Raw genomic sequence first — 18,875 nt, forward strand, 5'->3', positions numbered from 1 at the left:
GATGCTGGACAGCACGTCACACATTAAGGGCATGTTCATTGGAGGTGAGTGGATCACCAGTGCACGCACGTTCGATGACATCAACCCATCAACCGGAAGCGTCTGGGCGCAGGTTCCCGATGGTGGCCGGGTTGAAACGCGCGATGCAATCGCAACCGCCCAGGCGGCCTTTCCGGCATGGGCCGCATTGCATTTTCAGGAACGCGCAAAGATCCTGCTGAAGGCCGCCGATGTGTGGGAGAGACGCAAGATGGATTTCGTCGCCGCGGCTGTGGCCGAAGGCGGCGGTTGGTTCGGCAAGGGCATGTTTGAAACGGGTTATGTGCCCGAGGTTTTCCGCGCCGCTGCTGCCATGTGCTATAATTCCATCGGGGAAATGCTGCCATCGCAACATGGAAAGGTGTCGATGGTTGAGCGCGTGCCGATGGGGGTCGTCAGTGTGATCAGCCCGTGGAACATGCCCGGCATTCTGACGTCACGCGGCTTTGCCTTTGCGCTGGCTGCGGGAAACACAATAGTGTTGAAACCATCCGAAGACACGCCCTATTCGGGTGGGCTCTATTTTGGCGAAATCATGGAAGAGGCAGGCATCCCCAAAGGGGTGTTCAACGTCATCACCTGTTCACGCGAACGGGTCTCTGAAATGGGCGATGAGATGGTCGAAAACCCTCTGGTCAAGGGCGTGTCCTTTACCGGATCAACCCCCGTTGGCCGCCAGATCGCGGCCAAAGCGGGTGCACATCTGAAAAAGGCCTGCGTGGAGTTGGGCGGCAAGGACAGCCTGATCGTGCTCGAAGACGCGGATATGGAACGGGCGACGCAAGCGGCCAGTTTCGGCAGCTTCATGCATCAGGGCCAGATCTGCATGTCGGTAGAAAAAGTTTTGGTCCACGAAAGCATTTACCCCGACTTTCTGCGGCAGTTCGTGGCCCGTGCCGCCAAACTGAAAACGGGCGACACGGCAGACCAAAGCAATGTGATCGGTCCGTTGATCAATGATCGGCAGGTTGAACGGGTGAAGTTCCAGATCGAGGATGCACTTTCCAAAGGGGCCAAGGCCGTGTTGGGCGGTCGTGTCTGGGACCGCTTTGTCGAACCCACGATCCTGACCAATGTGACCCCGGATATGGCGGTCTGGCAGGATGAAACATTCGGCCCTGTTGCCGTCGTTGTCCCCTTCAAAACCGACGCCGAGGCAATCGCACTGAATAATGACACCGAATACGGGCTGAGCGCGGGCATCATCACAGCCGATGAAAACCGCGCGCTTGAAATGTCGCGCAAGTTGGAAACAGGCATGTGCCACGTCAATTGCAGCTCGGTGAATGATGAACCGCATGTGCCGTTCGGGGGCAGCAAGGCCTCGGGCGTGGGCAAACACGGGGGCAAATGGTCGATGGAAACCTTTACCGAAACGCGCTGGATCACGCTTGATCGTGGTGGTCGCCCATTCCCGCCGGTGTTTTGATGGATTGGGAACGCGCACCACTGCTGAAAGGCAAAACAATCGTCGTCACCGGCTCTGCCTCTGGCATCGGGCAAGAAACCGCGCGGGTCTGTACCGCGATGGGGGCACGCGTACTGGGCGTGGATCTGACCAAGCGGTTCGACCATGTTGAGGAATTCTATCGCGCCGACCTGTCAGACGGGGCCACGATTGATGCGCTGGTCGATGTGCTGCCAAAGGGCATTGACGGAATCGCCAATATCGCAGGGCTGCCACCGACAGCCCCTGCGGACAAGGTGCTTGCTGTCAATCTTTTCGGGCTCAAGCAACTGACGCTGGGTCTGATCCCAAAACTCAATAACGGGGCAAGTATCGTCAATCTGGCCTCGCTTGCCGGGTTCGGCTGGCCCGATGCAGTCCCCGCGATCCGCGCATGCGAAAATGTCCATGTGGATGATGCAGCCCGTTTCGCGGCAGATCATCAAATCACGAACGAAGGCGGGCGCAGTTACTTCTTTTCCAAAGAGGCGTTGATCACATGGACCATGCAAAACCGCTGGACATGGCGCGACCGTGGCATTCGCATGAACAGCGTCAGCCCGGGCCCGGTAGACACGCCTATTCTGGGCGACTTTCTTGAAACGCTGGGCGCACGGGCCGAAGAGGACGCGCGCGTCATGGACCGCCCCGGCACGCCCCAAGACCTTGCGCCGATTGTCGCGTTTTTATTGTCAGACATGACAACATGGATACGCGGCACCAATATTCCCGCCGACGGCGGCATGTCATCAAACATCCTGTGCGAGATGCACGGGCTGTCATCTTAAAGGAGGCCATCTATGTCTGCATTGGCTTGGATCATCATCATTCTGGTTATTGCCGCGATCATCATCGCACTGGCGGCATCCTTCTATCAGCGTGCCACGAACGAGGTTGCGCTGGTGCGCACCGGCCTTGGCGGGCGGCGCGTGATCATTGATGGCGGCACGCTCGCGATCCCGTATTTCCATGAAATCAACCGGGTCAACATGCAGACCCTGCGCATGGATGTGAAGCGCACAGGCGATTCCTCCTTGATCACCAAGGACAGGTTGCGTGTCGATGTGGGGGCCGAGTTTTACGCCAGCGTCACGCCCACCGACGAAACCGTGACACGCGCCGCGCAAACCTTGGGCAAACGGGTGTTTCAGCCTGAACAGCTCAAGGGGTTGATTGACGGCATGATGATCGATGCGCTGCGCTCGGTCGCAGCACAGATGACGATGGACGAGTTGCATGAAAACCGGTCCAGCTTTGTCAAACAGGTCCGCGAAGCGCTGACCGACACGCTGGCCAACTACGGGCTGCAACTGGATTCAGTGTCACTGACCGCGCTGGACCAGACCCCCTTTGCATCATTGGACGAAAATAACGCATTTAATGCAGTTGGCATGCGCAAGCTGGCCGAAGTCATTGCCAAATCCAAAAAAGAACGCGCTGAAATCGAAGGTGACAGCCAAGTCAGCGTCGCCCGTGCGGCGATGGAATCGGAACGGCGCAAGTTGGAGATCAATCTTGAACAACGCCGCGCTGAAATCGCACAGACGCAAGAGGTTGAGACACTGATCGCGGCCCAACTGTCCGAGATCGCCGCGCGTAAGGCCGAAAGCGAGCGTGCCGCAGCCCGGTCCCGTATCCAGATGGAGCAGGATATCGCAGCCGCCGATATTGCCAAGGAACAAACCCTGCGCGAGGCGGAAATCGCCCAAGCGCTGGCCTTGGAGATTGCCGAGCAGAACCGCGCGATTTCCTTTGCCGCGAAATCCCAGGAAGAAAGCAAGGCCCACGCCAGCGCCGATGCTGCACGCGTCGAGGCTGTGAAAGCCGCAGAAGCGGTCCAAACAGCCCGCCAGATGGCCGAGGCCGAGCGACGCAAGGCGCTGGCGTTGATTGCGGCACAAGAGCAGGCCGAAGCTGCCGCAGCACGCGCCCAGATCACCGCCGCCAGCGAAAAGGCGACAGCCGCAGACAAGGCCGCAGCGAAGCGTGCCGAAGCCGACGCCATCAAGGCTGTCCGTCTGGCCGAAACCGAAGCCAACCTTGCCCAGATCAAGGCGAACAATGCCCGGTCAGAGGCGCAGGTCGCGATGGAGCTTGAAATCGCACGCTTGCAGGCGATGCCGCAGATTTTGGCGGAGATGGTCAAGCCAGCGGAAAAGATCGACGGGATTTCAATCAATCATATCAGCGGTCTGGGTCGCGGTGCTGACGGCGGTTCCGGCCCTGCGTCGCCTGTCAATCAGACAGTGGATGCGATCCTTGATATGGCGATTTCATTGCCAGCGGTGCAAAAACTTGGGGACGCGGTGGGCCTGAATATCGACACGGCGCTGACCCCGGCAAGCAAGCGAAAATCAACGGACGACTAGCCGGGCAACATGACCATCACGCCCCACAACTTTGGGGTAAATGACGATCCGAAGAAATTGGGCCTCGCAACAAACCATAGTTGCGGGGCGTCTTTTATTTTGACCATGGAAATTGGCGAAACGGCATGGTTTGGCCTGAAACTGACCTTTGTGCCGTCATGGTGTTGCTGCATTTTCGCTGTTTCATGATATTGTAACCAGATTGATGAGCTGCCGTGCCATGCGCCAAATTCTAATTCCATGTGTCTGCGCTTTGATTTGTGCCACGGCTGCTGTTCCGGCTTTTGCTGATGATCTGTCATCCGCGATCAATCAGGCTCGCGCAAATGCTCCGGACAGGGGGGCAGAACGGCTGAGCGTCATGTCCTTTTCGCAGTTGCACGCTCCCAATCCCGCGATGATCAGGCCGACAACAAAAGCAGTTCCGCATGCAGAAGCGGGGAGGAACAAGACGGATTATTCCATCTCGCAATTCAGGATAGATCCGGGCCTGTAGTGCTGATACCCACAGTGCAGGAAATCAGGTGCGCAACCATGCCTTGAGCGCGGAGCGGTCCACCTTGGAAGCATGACGTCTATCCATTGGAATGCGGGCAATTTGGCGGACATCCGTGATGTGCAACAGGGACGCTTGCGCCTGCCAATCTGCCAGATGGGCCGGGTCGCCCCCGATCACCAGACAGGCCGCCCCCTTGTTCTCAATCAGCGCGCATTGCTCGACACCCTGCCAGCCGCGCACGGCGACCTCGATCGCGAACGGATATGTACCTTTGCCTGCAAGGGAAACATCTGACCCGATCCGGCCCAGCAGCCACAGGCGGCCTTGATCATCCAGACGTCCAGCATCCCCGGTGCGGTGCCAGATGGTGGTACCGTCTTTGATTTTATTCTCTGCATCGTGACGTGGGTCCAGATAGCCCGCATTCACATGCGCCCCTGCAACCTGAATTTCGTCATCAACGATGCGCAATTGCAGCCCCTTCACCGGCTTGCCCACAATCAGCCCGCCGCCGTTTTGCATGTTGGTGCGGTCGGCGGTTGCGATGGTATCGGCGTCAAGATGGGCGATTGGCTCTGCCTCGGTCGATCCATACACACAGCACAGGCGCAGGTCTGGCTCGGTACCCTGCAATCGGTCTAGCATGTCGGGAAAGACCGGCCCGCCGCCTGTAAAAACGGTATGCAGTAATGCTGGCAAATCAGCCTTTGCCAGTTTGTCGCACAGCGATGGCGGGACGAGCGCGCGCGTCACGTGCTGCGCACTGATCCAGCCAGCAACATGGGCAGGCGTCACCGCCGCAAGCCGCGACATTTTCCAGTTGGGCAAGACTGATGTCTGCCCGCAGGCGATGTTGATCAGCACAAAGACGGGAAAAGCCACAAGGTCCCGCTCTGCTTTGGTGCTATCGAGCAACGGGGCAATGGCGTGGTGCTGTGCCGATAAAAACCCGTGACTGCGCGGGATCGCCTTTGGCGCGTCGGTGGTGCCGGAAGTGAATGAAATCAGGGCGACATCGCTGTCTGCCACAGCCACGCGGCCGGACAGTCCGGCGGGGCCACTGGCAGGGCGCAGGTGGGGCAGGGACCAAAGCTCTGGCACGATGAATTTCAGCAGGCCATAGCTGCCAGTGCTGCAAAAGGCGGTGACACCCGCCACCTTGGCGGCATGACGCAGCCCCGCCAGCCCCGTCGCAGGTTCAGGCAGGATAACCGTCGCCCCCAAGGACCAGAGTGCTGCAAGGCTGGCATAAAGGCCCGCGTCCAGCGGCATCGCCAGCAAGACACGCGACCCTTTGGTGATGCCTTTTCTATGCCATGCAGCAGCATATTGATCGGCACGTGACTGAAGCTGCGCAAATGTCGTTTCGCGCCCCTTGCCATCCACAATGGCAACCCGTGTCGGATGGCGCTGCACGGCGTTGGCAAAATCTTGCAGGATATTAGCCATCCAGTGTCAGCCCAAACAGGTCATAGCGCCGAAAGATATCCGCCCCTTCTGACGCGCTGCGCGCAGCTGACTGGTTGTCATCATGAATGAGCGCATGAATTGCGGTCTCATATCCCTGCGCGGCGGCCGCGGTATGAAAGGCAAAAGCCAGATGCTGGCCCGCACCGCGCTCCAGACTGGCATAGGTTTTCAGGATCACGCTTGTGGGCTTTGGCCCCTGGGCATAATCCGGCGTGCCGAACAGAAAGCCCGCAAGCGAACCATCAGGTCTGCGGGCAAAAAAGATCAGTTCGGGCTTCAGCATCGGCACCATCGGCATATAGATATCAAGGAATGCTGCGCGGCTGATCGGTTTATAGAACATGTTGCGGGCAAAGGCCTGCGTTGACAGATCATAAACCTGATCAAACAGCGCCTGCGGGTCGTTTCCGTCCCAGCGTTCAATTCTGAAATTGTCGGTTGGGTCCGGCTTGATCTTTGCCGCATCAGCAAGCGATGCACGGGCGGAAAAATAACGGCTGATCGTGGTAAAGCCAGCGGCTTTGAAAATATCAACAGCACCGGGCAGATGGCCCGGCTCAAGCAGAAATGCGGGGCTGCTGTCGGTCTGGGTCACAATGCGGTAGCTGTGCCATGTGTCCCCATCCATCGGGCCGATGATCTGCCGGATGCCGTTTTCGCGGATATGCGCGATGGCTTGGCCAAGGATCTCTGCACCTGCGTCCGGCGATTTGAAGGCAAAATTGCCGACCGTCGCACAGGTGGCACCATGGTGCATTGGCCCATCCAGATAGGCGGTGATACGTGCATTGTCCGATTTGAACGTCTTTGGGGTCAATAGAGAACTCCTGCCGAGTAAATCGCATGAAGATAAGTGACCAAAGGAGGCGCGAGCGCAAGCAGCGTCAGCTTGGCCACCCGTGCTTGGGCAAATGCTACGGGCCATAGGGATGGCAGCCCTAAGGTCAGCATGGCCATTCCCGCGACTGCGGGCCACATCATGCCATTCCAGTTTGTGCCGTCGGGGTTCAGTTGCAAAATGATCATGCGCAGCAGACATGCGCCTGCAACAATAGCCGTCAGAGTGATGACCCGTACAAGGACGCGCTGACCTGTCACGGCCAGTGCGCAGAACCCCAGCATCAGACCCATGGCGGTCATCCCGTAAAAGGAAACCGCATTCCATTGCGTCGCATTTCCCAGCACCAGCCAGCCAAAGCTGATCATCGCAAGCCCCACCACGATATCAAGGTCGGGGTATTGGCTTTGGCTTGGGGTTGTTGTCCGGCTCCAGGCGTGGGCTGCCAGCACAAGGATCGGGAAGATGGCGTTCTGAATGGCTGTAACGGCAATTACCAAGAACACGGCCGTCACATAGACCCTTGCGGCGTGGGCGGTCAGCCCCAGTTGCGGCGCGACCAGCTTGAAGGCGACGATGCAGGTGGCGAAGAAAGACGCGAGGGCAAGCAGATCAGGCAGCGGGTCATTGGCGTGGACGGCCAGAAATATCAACAGCCCCAAGGGCAGGAACATATTGTCAAAACCACGCCAACTGACGGCTTCAACGAAAGTGCCAAAGGCGGCCACCATGACCGACAGGACAATGATGTTCAGCGGGGGCAGGCCCGTCATCAGCATTAGGCAGAGAATCGCGATCAAAAGCGTAACCGCAAAGAAAACCGTGCTGCCCTCAATGCTTTTTTCACCCTCTTCGATCTTGAAAAACCGGGTGCCATAAGTGCTGCCCGCAAGCGCCGCCGCAGCATCGGCCAGCGTCAGAACCGCAATCGGCAGGACGTATAGAAAAATCTGGTCTTCGGCCAGAAACAGGCAAAGCCCGACGGAAATCGCCAGAAGAAAATCGCCGTATGACTGCCGCTCTACGCCGTGCAGCGTGCGGCCCAACCCCGAATTGGGTAAACGCAGTACAAGCATCACAAGCAATGTCAGACCCACAAGCATGTAAATTGGCCAGCGGTCGGGAAACAGCCACGGCAGCATGATCGCATATAGCCCGGTGCCGATGTGGACCAGCTTGCGCTGCACCTCTGGCCCGATGTGCCAAAGTGCTGCCAGATGGCGCACCACAGCCATCAGCCCCAGCAAGACCGCCACAGAGCCCAATGCCAAGGCAATCTGTAACGCGTTATTCAATCCTTCACCTGTTCGACGACAAAATCGGAGTAGAAAAACGCTTTGTCCTGCACTTTCAAACGGTCTTCGAGTTCTGACAGGGTGGTCACTCTGTCCATGATAGCTGGTGGTACACGGCGCGGCGCCATCATGTTCCAATAAACCAGACGCGCGCCGGGGGCGGACGCCTGCAGGATACTGCCATAGACCTGCGCAAAGATGTCCGGCGACATGTATTCGAAAATATCCGACAGGTTGAAACCGTCGGCCTTTTCGCCGGTCGATACAAACGCCTCAAGCGATCCGGGGCGAATTTCGAGCCGGTCAAGCCGCGATTTGATCAGATCGAAATTCGCGGCGCGCCACGTCATCGGCAGGGCATCCCCATGTGTGCCTTTCATGATCCAGTGCAAATAGGGGTTTTCAGCAGGGTCGCAGTCAACCGCGGCATGGCGGATACGGCGGGCCACATGTTGCGCAGGGCTGCCGTCAACATGGTCAAAAAACGCCTTGTCGCGGCCCATGCGCCCCATGACGAAGCGCGAAAAGAAGAAGTTCAAAAGCAGCCGCCAACGCCATGTATTAAAACGGGTTTCAAGAAATGTCTGACGCTCGGCTTTGGGTTTGGAAACAAAGATGTCATCAATCGTTTTCTGACGATGTACCAAAGGCAAAAGCCGGGTCCGGAAAATCCGGAAATAGCGTTCGAACTTGCCGAGGCCGCCTGCACCGAACTGGACAACGTCGCTTTCAAGGGACTGCCAGAAATCACATGTGTCCTGGTCAAGGCCTTGCAAGGACCTGTTCAAGAGTTCTGCGCGCAGTGTGCTCGGTCGTGCGCCCATCAATTCAAGAAATTCCGGATGCGTGAGATGGCGAAAAGCGCCGATCCGTAAATTCAGGCAGGCAATCTGCGCGGGTGACAGATCGACCACCACGACTTTTTGGGGATCAAGGGTCAGCATCGCCAGCGCATTGTCGCCCGCCGAACAGATCGACACCAAGGTGCCTCCCGCGCAATCCCCCAGCGCTTGGGTCAGCACATCCGCATCTTCCCATAATTGCGCATAGCGGATATGATCAAAATCAGCTTTTGTTGCAATTTCAGAGCTTTGCATCGCACCTCTCAACCCGCCCGGTTGCCCCGTCCACTGCGATTTCTTCGCCGTCCGTGATCCACTGGGTCGCACCTTTCAGGCCAACGACGCAAGGGATACCCAATTCGCGCGCAACAATAGCGGAATGCGACAGCAGCGATCCGCGCTCAACCACAATGGCGGAGGCATTGGAAAACACGGCAATCCAGCCGGGGTCGGTGTGGCGGGCGACCAGTATGTCACCGGGTGCCAGCGTTTCCTTGCGTGGGTCGCGAATGATACGCGCCTTTGCCGTTACCTGACCGGCTGAACAGCCCGTCGCTGTCCGCTCTGCCGCGCTGTCCTTTTCTGACGCCGCATCTTCCCAGACAGGCGCAATCGCCGGCCCGCGCAGTTCAATCCGTTCAGGCGGGTCAGGGTGCCGCGCCGCCGCTGCATCTTCGGCCTTGCGCATTGCGGCAAGGGCCCTCAGGTCGGGGGACAACCCGAACCCTTCCACAGCGCCCAGCGCCTCTTGGGTCGTCAGATAAAAGATGTCCCGCGGGCTTGCCAGCAGGGCGCGTGCTGCAAATTCGCGCCCAAGTGCCAGAAAAACTCGGCGGGTGTGGCCAAAAATGCGGGTCCGTTCGAACCGCAGATTTTCACGGTCGCGCACGCGGGCCTTGGTCCAGGTAATCAGCCATTTGGCAAGCTGCCGTTGGATCGGCTGATTGGGGAAAAGGGCCGCCCAATCGGGGTCTTTGGTGCTGTGGTCCGGTGTGGCGTCGCGGCTTGCGCTGGCCGCAATGGCCTGTAGCAGGCTGGTTGGATCATCGCTGAGCGGGATGCTTTCCAGTTTCAACTCTTCGGTGCAGCGGTCGCCAAACTTGTCCAGATAGGCCTGCACCTGTGCGTCGATCTGGGGATGGCTGCGCAACGCATCACGCCCGCAGGTGCGCAATTCGTCTCCCAATCCAGCGTCGCGCACCATCGCGCCCAGCGCTGCGATCCGTTGCGCAGGTTCGGCCGAGATAATATCGCCTTGCCCGATCATCACATCGTTATGCAACTGCAACCCTTTGGGCCCAAGCCATTTTTCCAAAAGGTTACGCGACGCACCAAAGGCGATCATGCACAGAAAATCATTGACCAGCGGCGCATCCCAGCGGTCCAGCAGTGTGCTTTCGATGCGGCGGTATTCGGCAGCCAGGGCGGTCGGGTTTGCTGTTTGCGGATCAAATCCGCTGTCCAGAGCATCATTCAGGCGCGCATAGAACCGTGCGCGCGTGCGCGACAGGCGGATGGCCTGCCAGATCAGCCCGCCACCCACTTTGATCAGCTTGAGGTATTCCCTGATGCGCGCGGCACCACGCGCAGGGGGTGGCCCAATCGTGTCAGTCACTTCTGCGGGCATCGGTGTCGCGACGCCCATCATGGTTTCCATATAGGCGCGGTTCAGCGAAAAACCGGGCAGCAGGGCCAGCGCCCGATACCAGTTGACCAGATTGTAATAGACCCGCCCGTCAACCCGCCCCAGCATATTGCCAAAGACGGCGCCATTGGCTGCGATGGTCGACTCTGGCACGCCAAGCAACCGCACAAAGGCCTGATAAACACGCGCATAAATATGTACCGCAAAGGAATAAGTCAGCGGGCTGACCATGCCGGGATAGCTTTCCACGATGTTGGAATTGTCAAAGATCGTCAGCGCTGTGTCTGTCTGCGGTTTGGGCAAGAGCTTGGTCGTAATCGGGCGGGATTGCAGGATATGCAGCCCGTCTGCGTCAAACGCCCATTCGATGTCTTGTGGGGTGCCAAAGGCGGCCTCTGCCCGGCGGGCCAGATCGGCCACCTGTTCGGCTTGCACGTGGGTTAGCACCGTTGGCGCGTCTGGCCCGATCGTGGTGGTCCCGATTGACCAGTCTTCGCCGTCTTCTTCACCCGATACCAGCCGTTCGCCCAAGCCTGCGATGGCAGAGATCACAACCTGATTGCGCTGCCCTGTGACCGGATCAGCTGAGAAGGCGACGCCCGCTGCAGTGGCATCAACCATCCGTTGGACAATGACAGAAGGGCCTTCGGCTTTGCCGCCGGATTTGACCGCGCGGTAGGTTTTCACGGTCTCTGAAAACCCGGAGTGCCACACCTTTTGCGCAGCCGCCCATACGTCCGCACTGGCCACGTTGAGCAGGCTGTCGAACTGTCCGGCATGGCTATGGTCCGTACCGTCCTCTTGCCGGGCAGAACTGCGCACAGCGAATGGGCCTTGCCCCAACTGCGCAATGGCGGTGTCCAGTCCGGTGCACGTCTGATCCAGAGCGAAAACCTCTGCAGGGATCACAAAAAACGCAGGTGGATTGAACCCGCACTTTGCCAGACGGGCCAGCGCGGCAGCTTTGCCGCCGACCAGATCAACCTGCAATGCGTCACTTTGTGCAATGATCGCAGACATCACGCTCCTCTTGCAATGAATGGCGCAAATCCCGCAATGGCATAGCAAGCGAACACCCACAGGCCCGCGACCGTATCCATCCGCGTTTCCGCCTTGGGGGTGGGGGCTTTGGCATAGGCCCAAGCGCTCGCGCCGCACAGACAGGCACCTGCGCCACCCAGAATCACGCTGACCCAGAAAACCCCCGTTGCCGCGCCCACACCCGCCAGCAAGCCACAGGACAGTGCGACGAGCACCCACCAGACCAAAGCCGCTTTCACGGGTCCCCAAAGCTTTGAATAGCTATCGACACCGGCGATTTCATTTACCGGCGCCCAAAGCTTGCGTCCGATTTCCAGCACACAGCCATTCACGAATGACAGCGCCAGAAACATCCACAGTCCGGACGCCGCCCCTCCGCCGCGCATCCATTCAAGGCCCGTCAACAGCAGATCAATCAACGGCATGATCGCCATATGGCTCAGCAGGTAAAGCACCGGACGCGCCTTGAGCCATTGCGGCACGCCGAATTCCGTCGTCATCGCGGCAAGCCAAAGCCAGACCAACGCCAATAGCCATAATACAGGCGGATGCCAAAGCCACGCTGCAAGTGCGGTGATCGGAAGTGTCCCCACCCCAAGCCAGATGATCAGCCCCAATGACACCAATCCACGCGGGATGGGCCGGTCTGGGCGGAACTGTTTGTCATCTTCCAGATCTTTGTATTCGTCGCAGACCCGCATCTGGAAAAACAGCATCATTGCGATGATGAACCCGGCCACAAAGGCACCCCAGCCGGGCAGGGGGCGGGCGGACAGTTGTGCCGATACACAGACGCTGGCTGCAGAAAAGATCGCCAGTAGCGGGGCGGTTTTCGCAAGCGGAAACCGTTCTTTCTGATAGGTCCAGAGGGCTGCCAATGTCATCTATGGCGCGCCAGATTTTCATGCGCGCGGGTAAAGTGACCTGCAGCGATTGCGGCAACGATGGATATCTCGCCACACAGACAGGTTGCGGCGGCGACCTCTGCCAAGGCCGCCCCGTTGCCGGCGCCTTTCAGGCCCAGAATATTCAGGCCCGCCGACTGGCTGGGCAGAGAGGTGCCGCCACCGACCGACCCCACTAGGATGTTCGGCATGGTGACGCTGCAAAACAACGCATCGCCGCGTGCTTCCATGCGGGTGATGCCCATGGCGCTTTCGGCCACACAGGCGGCATCTTGTCCGGTGGCAATGTAGAAAGCAGCCAGTCCGTTCGCAAAATGCGCTTGCGCCCCCAGCTGGCCCGACAGGTGCGACCCCAGATTGGCCACTTGCCCGTAGTCCAGCATTGCCTGCACCGTTGTGCCCAATGTCCTTTCCACGACCTGCGCCGGAAGCGTGACTGACGCGCTGACCTTGCGCCCGCGTCCGGTCACCAGTCCAAGGAAAGAGGCTTTCTTGTCGCCTGAGAAATTCCCTTCGATGTACCATGCCTTGATCGGCACGCTGCAACGGGCGGCGATGTCCTCGCACAAGGCATGGGTCGCTATCGTCACCATGTTCTGTCCCGCTGCGTCGCCAGTGGTATATCGGCAGATCAGAAAGACGACGTTGTTATCAACCATCGGCTCAACTGACACCAGTTTGCCGTGACTGGTCGTGCTTTCGGCAGCGGCCTTGAGAGATTCAATTTCGCGCACGACCCATTCGACGAACATGCCTGCATCCAGCAGACTATCAAAGACGAAGGCGGGGGTGCGGATGACCCCTTCGTACAGCAAGGCCGTGCTGATACCGCCAGATTTTGTGGCCGCATGGGCCCCCCGTGCATAGGAGGCCACAAGAGCCGCTTCGGTCGTGGCCATCGGGACGTGGTAATCGCCATGGGCATTCAGCCCGTTGATCCGTAGCGGGCCAATGATGCCGACGGGCATTTTGACGGTGCCGATGAAGTTTTCGATATTGGGGCTGTAGCGGTCAGGATCAGCCATTGTGATCGGATCGGCCAGCACGTCACGGTCTTGCGGCGATGCGGTCGGTTGCAAACGTTCCCAATAGCGGGCCACTGACGCGGCACTGGCCTTGCGCACCGGACGAAGCGTTGTGAACTGCTCGTCGCTGGGCAGCATACGCTGCTTTAGCCTGTCGGGTTGAAAGCGCGCCCGCACCTTTTGCAACATCTCGATGACATGCGATGGAATTGTCATTGCGGGGCTCCAGCCAACTTTGCGAATCGAAAGTCCCAAAACTTGTCCCGAATTTGGTGCAGTAGGCAAGCAGATGAAACGTACCGCAGGGGCAACATGTGGGACGATGCTTAAATTGGAAATCAGTTAAAGTTGTCCCACATTTTGCCTTGGTGCCGTTTATTGGTGCGTCGTCACATTCAAGGACATGATTTAGCGCCTATATTTAATTCTTTTACTGCAATAGGCTGCAATGAAATGAAGAGATTTTAATGATCTGCTTGACGCAATTGCAAAGTCACTGAAATCCTGAACCCGGGCAGAAATTCCTCAGACGCCCAGCTTGTCACGAAAAGCATAATACCACGACCCCAGCGTGGAATAGGGCACACGCAACATCCGACCGCCGGGGAACGGGTACCACGGTACGCCGGCAAACACATCAAACCGGCTTTTATCGCCGTCTATCGCCTGCGCGATGATCTTGCCGAATGTATGTGATCCTGTGACGCCGTGCCCCGAATAGCCATGGGCAAAATATGTGTTGTTGCCCAGTCGCCCCATCTGGGGCACGCGGCTGAAGGACAGGGCAAAATTGCCGCTCCATGTATAGTCGATCCTGACCCCTTTCAGGTGCGGATAGACCTTCTCCATTGCGGGCCGCAGCTTGGCCTGCACGTCTGCCGGGTCGGTGCCGCCATAAACGGTGCCACCGCCAAATATCAGCCGCTTGTCCGCTGACAGGCGGTAATAATCCAGAATATAGCGCACGTCTTCAACGCATTTGTCGGTGGGCAACAGTGCGGTCGCCTGCGCGTCTCCCAGTGGCTCTGTGGCCATCATCTGGGTCGATACCGGCATGACGCGGGCAGTCAGGGCAGGGATCACATGGCCCAGATAGGCGTTGCCGCACAGCACCAGCGTGCCGCAGGTCATCGTGCCGTGCGCGGTTTTGACAACCGGCCTTGCCGCATCCGTGTCGGCGCTGATCACTGGCGATTGCTCGTAGATCACACCACCCAGATTTTCAAAGGCCGCAGCTTCGCCAAGACATAGGTTGAGCGGGTGCATGTGCCCGCCGGTATGGTCAATCATGCCACCTGCATAAAGGTCAGATCCCACGTGGTCGTGCATCTGCGCCTTGTCCAGCATATCCTGATTATGAAGCCCGTAGCTGGCCCAAAGGGCGCGGCGGGCCTCCAGTTCTTTCATATGTGCGCCCGTCAGTCCGGCAAAGATGTTGCCCGGCTTCAGGTCGCACTGAATATCGTAGGTCTTGACACGTTCGCGGATGATCTCGCCGCCCTCTTGCACAAGCCCTGCCACGAAATTGGCAGTGTCCTGCCCATAGCGTTTCGCGATGGTTTGCAAGCTGGCATTCAGCCCGTTGACGATCTGCCCGCCATTGCGGCCCGACGCGCCCCATCCGACGCGCGCGCCTTCGATGATTGCGACCTTGTACCCTTGTTCAACCAGATGAAGCCCCGCAGACAGACCGCTATAGCCTGCGCCGACAATACAGATGTCTATCTGCTGATCACCTTCTAGAGCCGGACGCGCGGGCGAAGGGTTGGCACTGGCGGCGTAATAGCTTTGGGTATGCGCGGTGTGGCCATTGGCGGCAAACGTTTCGATTGGCATCAGACGATTTCCAGATAGCTGTCATATTCGAAATCGGTCACATGCCGCGAGAACCGTCTGAGTTCCTGCAGTTTGCATTCCACCAGCATTGTTTGCAGGCGTTTTGAAAAGATGTGATCCACATGTTTGCCACGGCGAAACGCCTGAATGGCGGTGGCCCAGTCAAGCGGCAGGTGGTCAAGTTTCTGGCTATAGGCATCGCCCACAATGGGATCGTCCGGGGTCATTTTGCCTTCGATCCCGACAAGCGCGCCGCCCAGAATACTGCCAAGTACCAGATAGGGGTTGGCATCAGCCCCCGCGACACGGTGCTCAATCCGGCGCGCCTTGTTGGGGCCGCCGGGAATACGAATAGCTGCCGTACGGTTTTCATAGCCCCATGCCACGCTGGTGGGCGCATGTGCGCCGGGCAGAAGGCGGCGATAGGAATTCTGGTGCGGGGCGAATGTGAGTGTGTTTTCCTGCATCGTTTCCAGCAGCCCTGCAACCGCATGCAGCATCAGTGGCGTGCCTTCGGGACCGCCATTGTCAAACAGGTTGACGCCGTTTTCATCGACAAGGCTGAAGTGCACATGAAAGCCGTTTCCAGAACGGTCGCCATAGGGTTTGGCCATGAATGTCGCGGCCAGCCCGTGCTTGCGCGCGATCCCGCGCACAAGCCGCTTGAACAGCACCGCATCGTCTGCGGCCTGCAACGGGTCCGCCACATGGACCATATTGATTTCAAACTGACCGGCCCCGTTTTCCGAAATCGCCGCATCGGCTGGAATACCTTGTTCCTGACAGGCGTCATAGACATCGTTTAGGAATTCATCGAAATGCTGCAATTCATCAAGTGACAGGGCACCGTCAGAATCCAGTCGTTTGCCCGTGACCGGTGAGCAGGGCGGTTGCGGCTGGGGTTCATTGGGGTCGCAAAGGTAAAATTCCAACTCGGTCGCCACAACCGGTGTCAGCCCAAGCGCCTGATACCGCGCGACGATGTTCGCCAATGCGCGGCGCGGATCGCCAGGGAAAGGATCGCCATCCTCGGTGGCCATCCAGAACATGATCAGCGCCGAGGGCCTGCTGGTCCAGTTGACCAGAACGATCGGACGGCCTGTAAAATCGCAAATACCGTCGGCATCACCCGTTTCGAAAACCAATTCGTTATTTTCAATATCCTCGCCCCAGACATCGACACTCAGCAGAGACAGTGGCATGCGCAGCCCGCTGTCCATGATGGATTTCGCCTTTTCAATCGGCAACCGTTTGCCGCGCATTGTTCCGTTTAGATCGCAGACGCAGGCAAAAACGGATTCAAGCTCGGGATGTTCCTGAAGCCATGCTCTGATATTGGTGGTCGGCAACTTGTCAGCATCCTTCATTGATAACGTCACTTCTTTTGAAACCCGGCGCAGGTTATGCAACGCGGCCCTGCTCGTTTAACCCTGCGCGTCCGGACCTGCGCTGTCACGAAATGAATGGCGGAGAGACAGTCCGCCACGCTAGATCCATAATGAATTATTATAAAAGGGTTTTATTTAACTAAAGAAAAATTATACCTCATAATGTACCACACACTCTCAGCTCTATGAAAGGCATGGTCTTAGAACTAGTGCAAACGCTGGGCCGAGGATCGGCACTTCGAACTCTTCTTCTTCAACGTCCTGAACTGGGCTGTGCGACAAAAGCTGGAGCATGATCAAACAGGGTAAACCGCAAAAAGTCGTTGTTACAGCAAACATTCGCAAACTCATGAAATCAATATCTTGTTCAAAGCAGATTGCCAATGGGGTTGAAAAAATCGCTTGAGCAAGACTGATACTCACTTCATCCCTTAGGTCATGTGCATGATGAATGGAAGCGTACTCAGAATTCTGTCAATGTCGGACTCGATTAATGGAACTGTCAGCCGATCTCCTTGGCGCAGGCATCTGCTCGTGCGGAGAAGTTGTCAGTTAACCTCAACTGAATCGCCCGAGCCCCGCGCCAGTGATCTGTGCCCTCCAGTCCGATTTGAGCCCGGTTCCGGCCTCGCGCATCGCAACACTCACGGCCTTTTCCCCAACCTTGATTTCAGCGGCCATCATGGCAACGAGGTCGGGATCAATGTTGAGTTTCAGCTTCAAATTTCCACAGATCTCATTTTCCGGCTATGATGTGGAATCATTCCAACTTCAGAACCGGGGAGGAAGACGATGATTGACCGTGACGCATATGTGGAGAAGGCAAAGGCGAATATCGACAAGTGGAACGCAGAGATCGACAAGATGCAGGCAAACGCCAAGGAAGCTCAGGCCGATGCGAAGATCAAATACGAGAAGCAGCTTGCGGAAATGCGCAAGCAGCGCGAAGAGGCCGAGGCGAAGATGAAGGAGGCGCAGCAGGCGTCCGACGCTGCCTGGGATGATATGCACAAAGGCTTCGAGCAGGCATGGGACAGCCTGTCGGAGTCGTTCCAGAGTGCTATGAAGCGGTTCAAATAGCTGATGACGCTAGCACCTCGGCAACCATCAATGCAACGAGATCAGGATCGATACTGGGCGTCAGCTTCATGATGGGCGCAGATCCAGCGCCCAGATCAGGCGTTCGCGGTCGCGAAGTGGCTCTCTCGCCCATGGCAACTTGCCCCATGACGTCCTTTGCTAACCGTCGCGCCTCGTCTACTGTGATCTTGCCGTGCCGACCCAATGATACGCGCCGGGTGCGCCCGCCTTTGCGGTATTGTGCCTGATAGGTCTTTGCGCCCGATGGCAGGACGCGCACGCCAAATCCTGCGATCTGGCTATCCCAGACAAAGAATTCCGCCGCCTCTGATTTGAGGGCATCAATGGTGCGTTTGGTCAATTTGGGCATGTTGGTCTCTCTTTTTCCCGCAATCTCGTGGAAGCATTGTGCAAGCAACTGGAAGAGATTCGTGGAGTAAGAGATAGGAAATCAGAGTCGCGAGATTCAATATTAAACAAGCAATATCAAGGAGATAGAGTATGTTGGCGCATTGATTCGCAACCGGTGCAAACTGGCAGGGGCTGCCTCATAACCTGAAGGTTGTAGGTTCCAATCCTACTCCCGAAACCAAAATAATCACACCAAATCAAAGCACTAGCGCCCCAAGGGGCGCTTCTTGCGTTTGTAGTGTAAGGCGCAGTGCTACGGTGGTGCTACGGAAGAAAGGCGAGAAGTGTTGCGACGGCGAATTTTGTCGAAAAACTCTTCCTGGATTGGTGATGCATTCGCTGATTCAATTCCTTGAGGGATACCTCGTACCGTTGCCGTAACCTGAACCCGTCCAGGGTAAGGGGAGATCCAACCTCAAGCCGATTTGTGCAACAAAGCCCCCTGCAAGCCTGAGTTAGAGCATTGGAAGTTTCACCAGAGCAAATCACCTTTCTTTGACTTGGACGAAAATAGATGATCTCTAAAACTTTATGATAACCAAGCCGTGGGGAAACCGCCGTGTTCTATGTCCCAGAAACAGCCCAAATCGGCTTGAGCCGAACGGCCCTTGGTGTCTGTGCCTTTTGTGCGATGGTGAATAGGAACCCGGCCTATCGCGCTGTCTTTTACGATCCTTTTGCGGAGCGGCTGTTTGCTGAGGGGGCAGTCGATGGTCAGCGCATTCTTGACGGGTTGACCGACTGG

15 protein-coding genes and 1 pseudogene are annotated in these 18,875 nt (G+C 57.6%); 5 read left to right on the plus strand and 11 right to left on the minus strand.

Annotated features, from left to right (window positions below; translation table 11 throughout):
• Window position 1: 1 nt before the first annotated feature.
• The 3 genes from C8N45_RS21550 to C8N45_RS21560 are packed head-to-tail and all read left to right on the plus strand — an operon-like array spanning window position 2 to window position 3,855.
• Window positions 2-1,468: an aldehyde dehydrogenase family protein gene (locus C8N45_RS21550; RefSeq protein ID WP_168769554.1), complete on the plus strand. Its 1,467-nt coding sequence runs from the start codon at window positions 2-4 to the stop codon at window positions 1,466-1,468.
• Complete coding sequence (locus C8N45_RS21555) at window positions 1,468-2,274, plus strand: coniferyl-alcohol dehydrogenase (protein WP_108388895.1); 807 nt, start codon at window positions 1,468-1,470, stop codon at window positions 2,272-2,274. Before C8N45_RS21550 ends, C8N45_RS21555 begins: the two co-directional genes overlap by 1 nt.
• A gap of 12 nt (window positions 2,275-2,286) precedes the next feature.
• On the plus strand, window positions 2,287-3,855 hold the full coding sequence (locus C8N45_RS21560) for a flotillin family protein (protein ID WP_108388897.1): 1,569 nt from the start codon (window positions 2,287-2,289) through the stop codon (window positions 3,853-3,855).
• Between the two features lie 520 nt (window positions 3,856-4,375).
• Here C8N45_RS21560 and C8N45_RS21570 read toward each other — a convergent pair.
• The 10 genes and pseudogenes from C8N45_RS21570 to C8N45_RS23350 form a co-directional block, all read right to left on the minus strand.
• Complete coding sequence (locus C8N45_RS21570; RefSeq protein WP_108388901.1) at window positions 4,376-5,803, minus strand: AMP-binding protein; 1,428 nt, start codon at window positions 5,801-5,803, stop codon at window positions 4,376-4,378.
• Window positions 5,796-6,641 (minus strand): hypothetical protein, encoded by an 846-nt coding sequence (locus C8N45_RS21575; RefSeq protein WP_108388903.1) that lies wholly within the window; start codon window positions 6,639-6,641, stop codon window positions 5,796-5,798. The genes C8N45_RS21570 and C8N45_RS21575 overlap by 8 nt, the downstream gene beginning before the upstream one ends.
• On the minus strand, window positions 6,638-7,957 hold the full coding sequence (locus tag C8N45_RS21580) for a hypothetical protein (protein WP_108388905.1): 1,320 nt from the start codon (window positions 7,955-7,957) through the stop codon (window positions 6,638-6,640). Before C8N45_RS21580 ends, C8N45_RS21575 begins: the two co-directional genes overlap by 4 nt.
• Window positions 7,954-9,054: a BtaA family protein gene (locus C8N45_RS21585; protein WP_108388907.1), complete on the minus strand. Its 1,101-nt coding sequence runs from the start codon at window positions 9,052-9,054 to the stop codon at window positions 7,954-7,956. Before C8N45_RS21585 ends, C8N45_RS21580 begins: the two co-directional genes overlap by 4 nt.
• Window positions 9,041-11,464 carry a PEP/pyruvate-binding domain-containing protein gene (locus C8N45_RS21590; protein WP_108388909.1) on the minus strand — a complete coding sequence of 808 codons (2,424 nt, stop codon included), beginning with the start codon at window positions 11,462-11,464 and terminating at the stop codon, window positions 9,041-9,043. The genes C8N45_RS21585 and C8N45_RS21590 overlap by 14 nt, the downstream gene beginning before the upstream one ends.
• The gene (locus tag C8N45_RS21595) at window positions 11,464-12,369 is read right to left on the minus strand and encodes a UbiA family prenyltransferase (RefSeq protein ID WP_108388911.1); all 906 of its coding nucleotides are present in this window, start codon (window positions 12,367-12,369) and stop codon (window positions 11,464-11,466) included. Before C8N45_RS21595 ends, C8N45_RS21590 begins: the two co-directional genes overlap by 1 nt.
• Window positions 12,366-13,631 (minus strand): hydroxymethylglutaryl-CoA reductase, encoded by a 1,266-nt coding sequence (locus tag C8N45_RS21600; RefSeq protein ID WP_108388913.1) that lies wholly within the window; start codon window positions 13,629-13,631, stop codon window positions 12,366-12,368. The genes C8N45_RS21595 and C8N45_RS21600 overlap by 4 nt, the downstream gene beginning before the upstream one ends.
• 309 nt (window positions 13,632-13,940) lie before the next feature.
• Window positions 13,941-15,251 carry an NAD(P)/FAD-dependent oxidoreductase gene (locus tag C8N45_RS21605; protein ID WP_108388915.1) on the minus strand — a complete coding sequence of 437 codons (1,311 nt, stop codon included), beginning with the start codon at window positions 15,249-15,251 and terminating at the stop codon, window positions 13,941-13,943.
• Window positions 15,251-16,618, minus strand: coding sequence for a glutamine synthetase family protein (locus C8N45_RS21610; RefSeq protein WP_108388917.1), 1,368 nt, complete (start codon window positions 16,616-16,618; stop codon window positions 15,251-15,253). The genes C8N45_RS21605 and C8N45_RS21610 overlap by 1 nt, the downstream gene beginning before the upstream one ends.
• Before the next feature lie 591 nt (window positions 16,619-17,209).
• A pseudogene (locus C8N45_RS23350) lies at window positions 17,210-17,362 on the minus strand (DUF6441 family protein); the annotation flags it as partial.
• Window positions 17,363-17,431: 69 nt separating this feature from the next.
• Between C8N45_RS23350 and C8N45_RS21615 the strand changes: the two are divergent.
• Window positions 17,432-17,719, plus strand: coding sequence for a sll1863 family stress response protein (locus tag C8N45_RS21615; RefSeq protein ID WP_108388919.1), 288 nt, complete (start codon window positions 17,432-17,434; stop codon window positions 17,717-17,719).
• Here the strand turns inward: C8N45_RS21615 and C8N45_RS21620 are convergent.
• On the minus strand, window positions 17,712-18,089 hold the full coding sequence (locus tag C8N45_RS21620; RefSeq protein WP_245882798.1) for an Arm DNA-binding domain-containing protein: 378 nt from the start codon (window positions 18,087-18,089) through the stop codon (window positions 17,712-17,714). The genes C8N45_RS21615 and C8N45_RS21620 overlap by 8 nt on opposite strands.
• A 600-nt stretch (window positions 18,090-18,689) precedes the next feature.
• Here C8N45_RS21620 and C8N45_RS23470 point away from each other — a divergent pair.
• Window positions 18,690-18,875: hypothetical protein (locus C8N45_RS23470; RefSeq protein WP_211095493.1), on the plus strand; the 186-nt coding region annotated here is incomplete at its 3' end.

This window comes from Yoonia sediminilitoris, assembly GCF_003058085.1.
In the GTDB taxonomy this organism is placed as follows: Bacteria; Pseudomonadota; Alphaproteobacteria; order Rhodobacterales; family Rhodobacteraceae; genus Yoonia; species Yoonia sediminilitoris.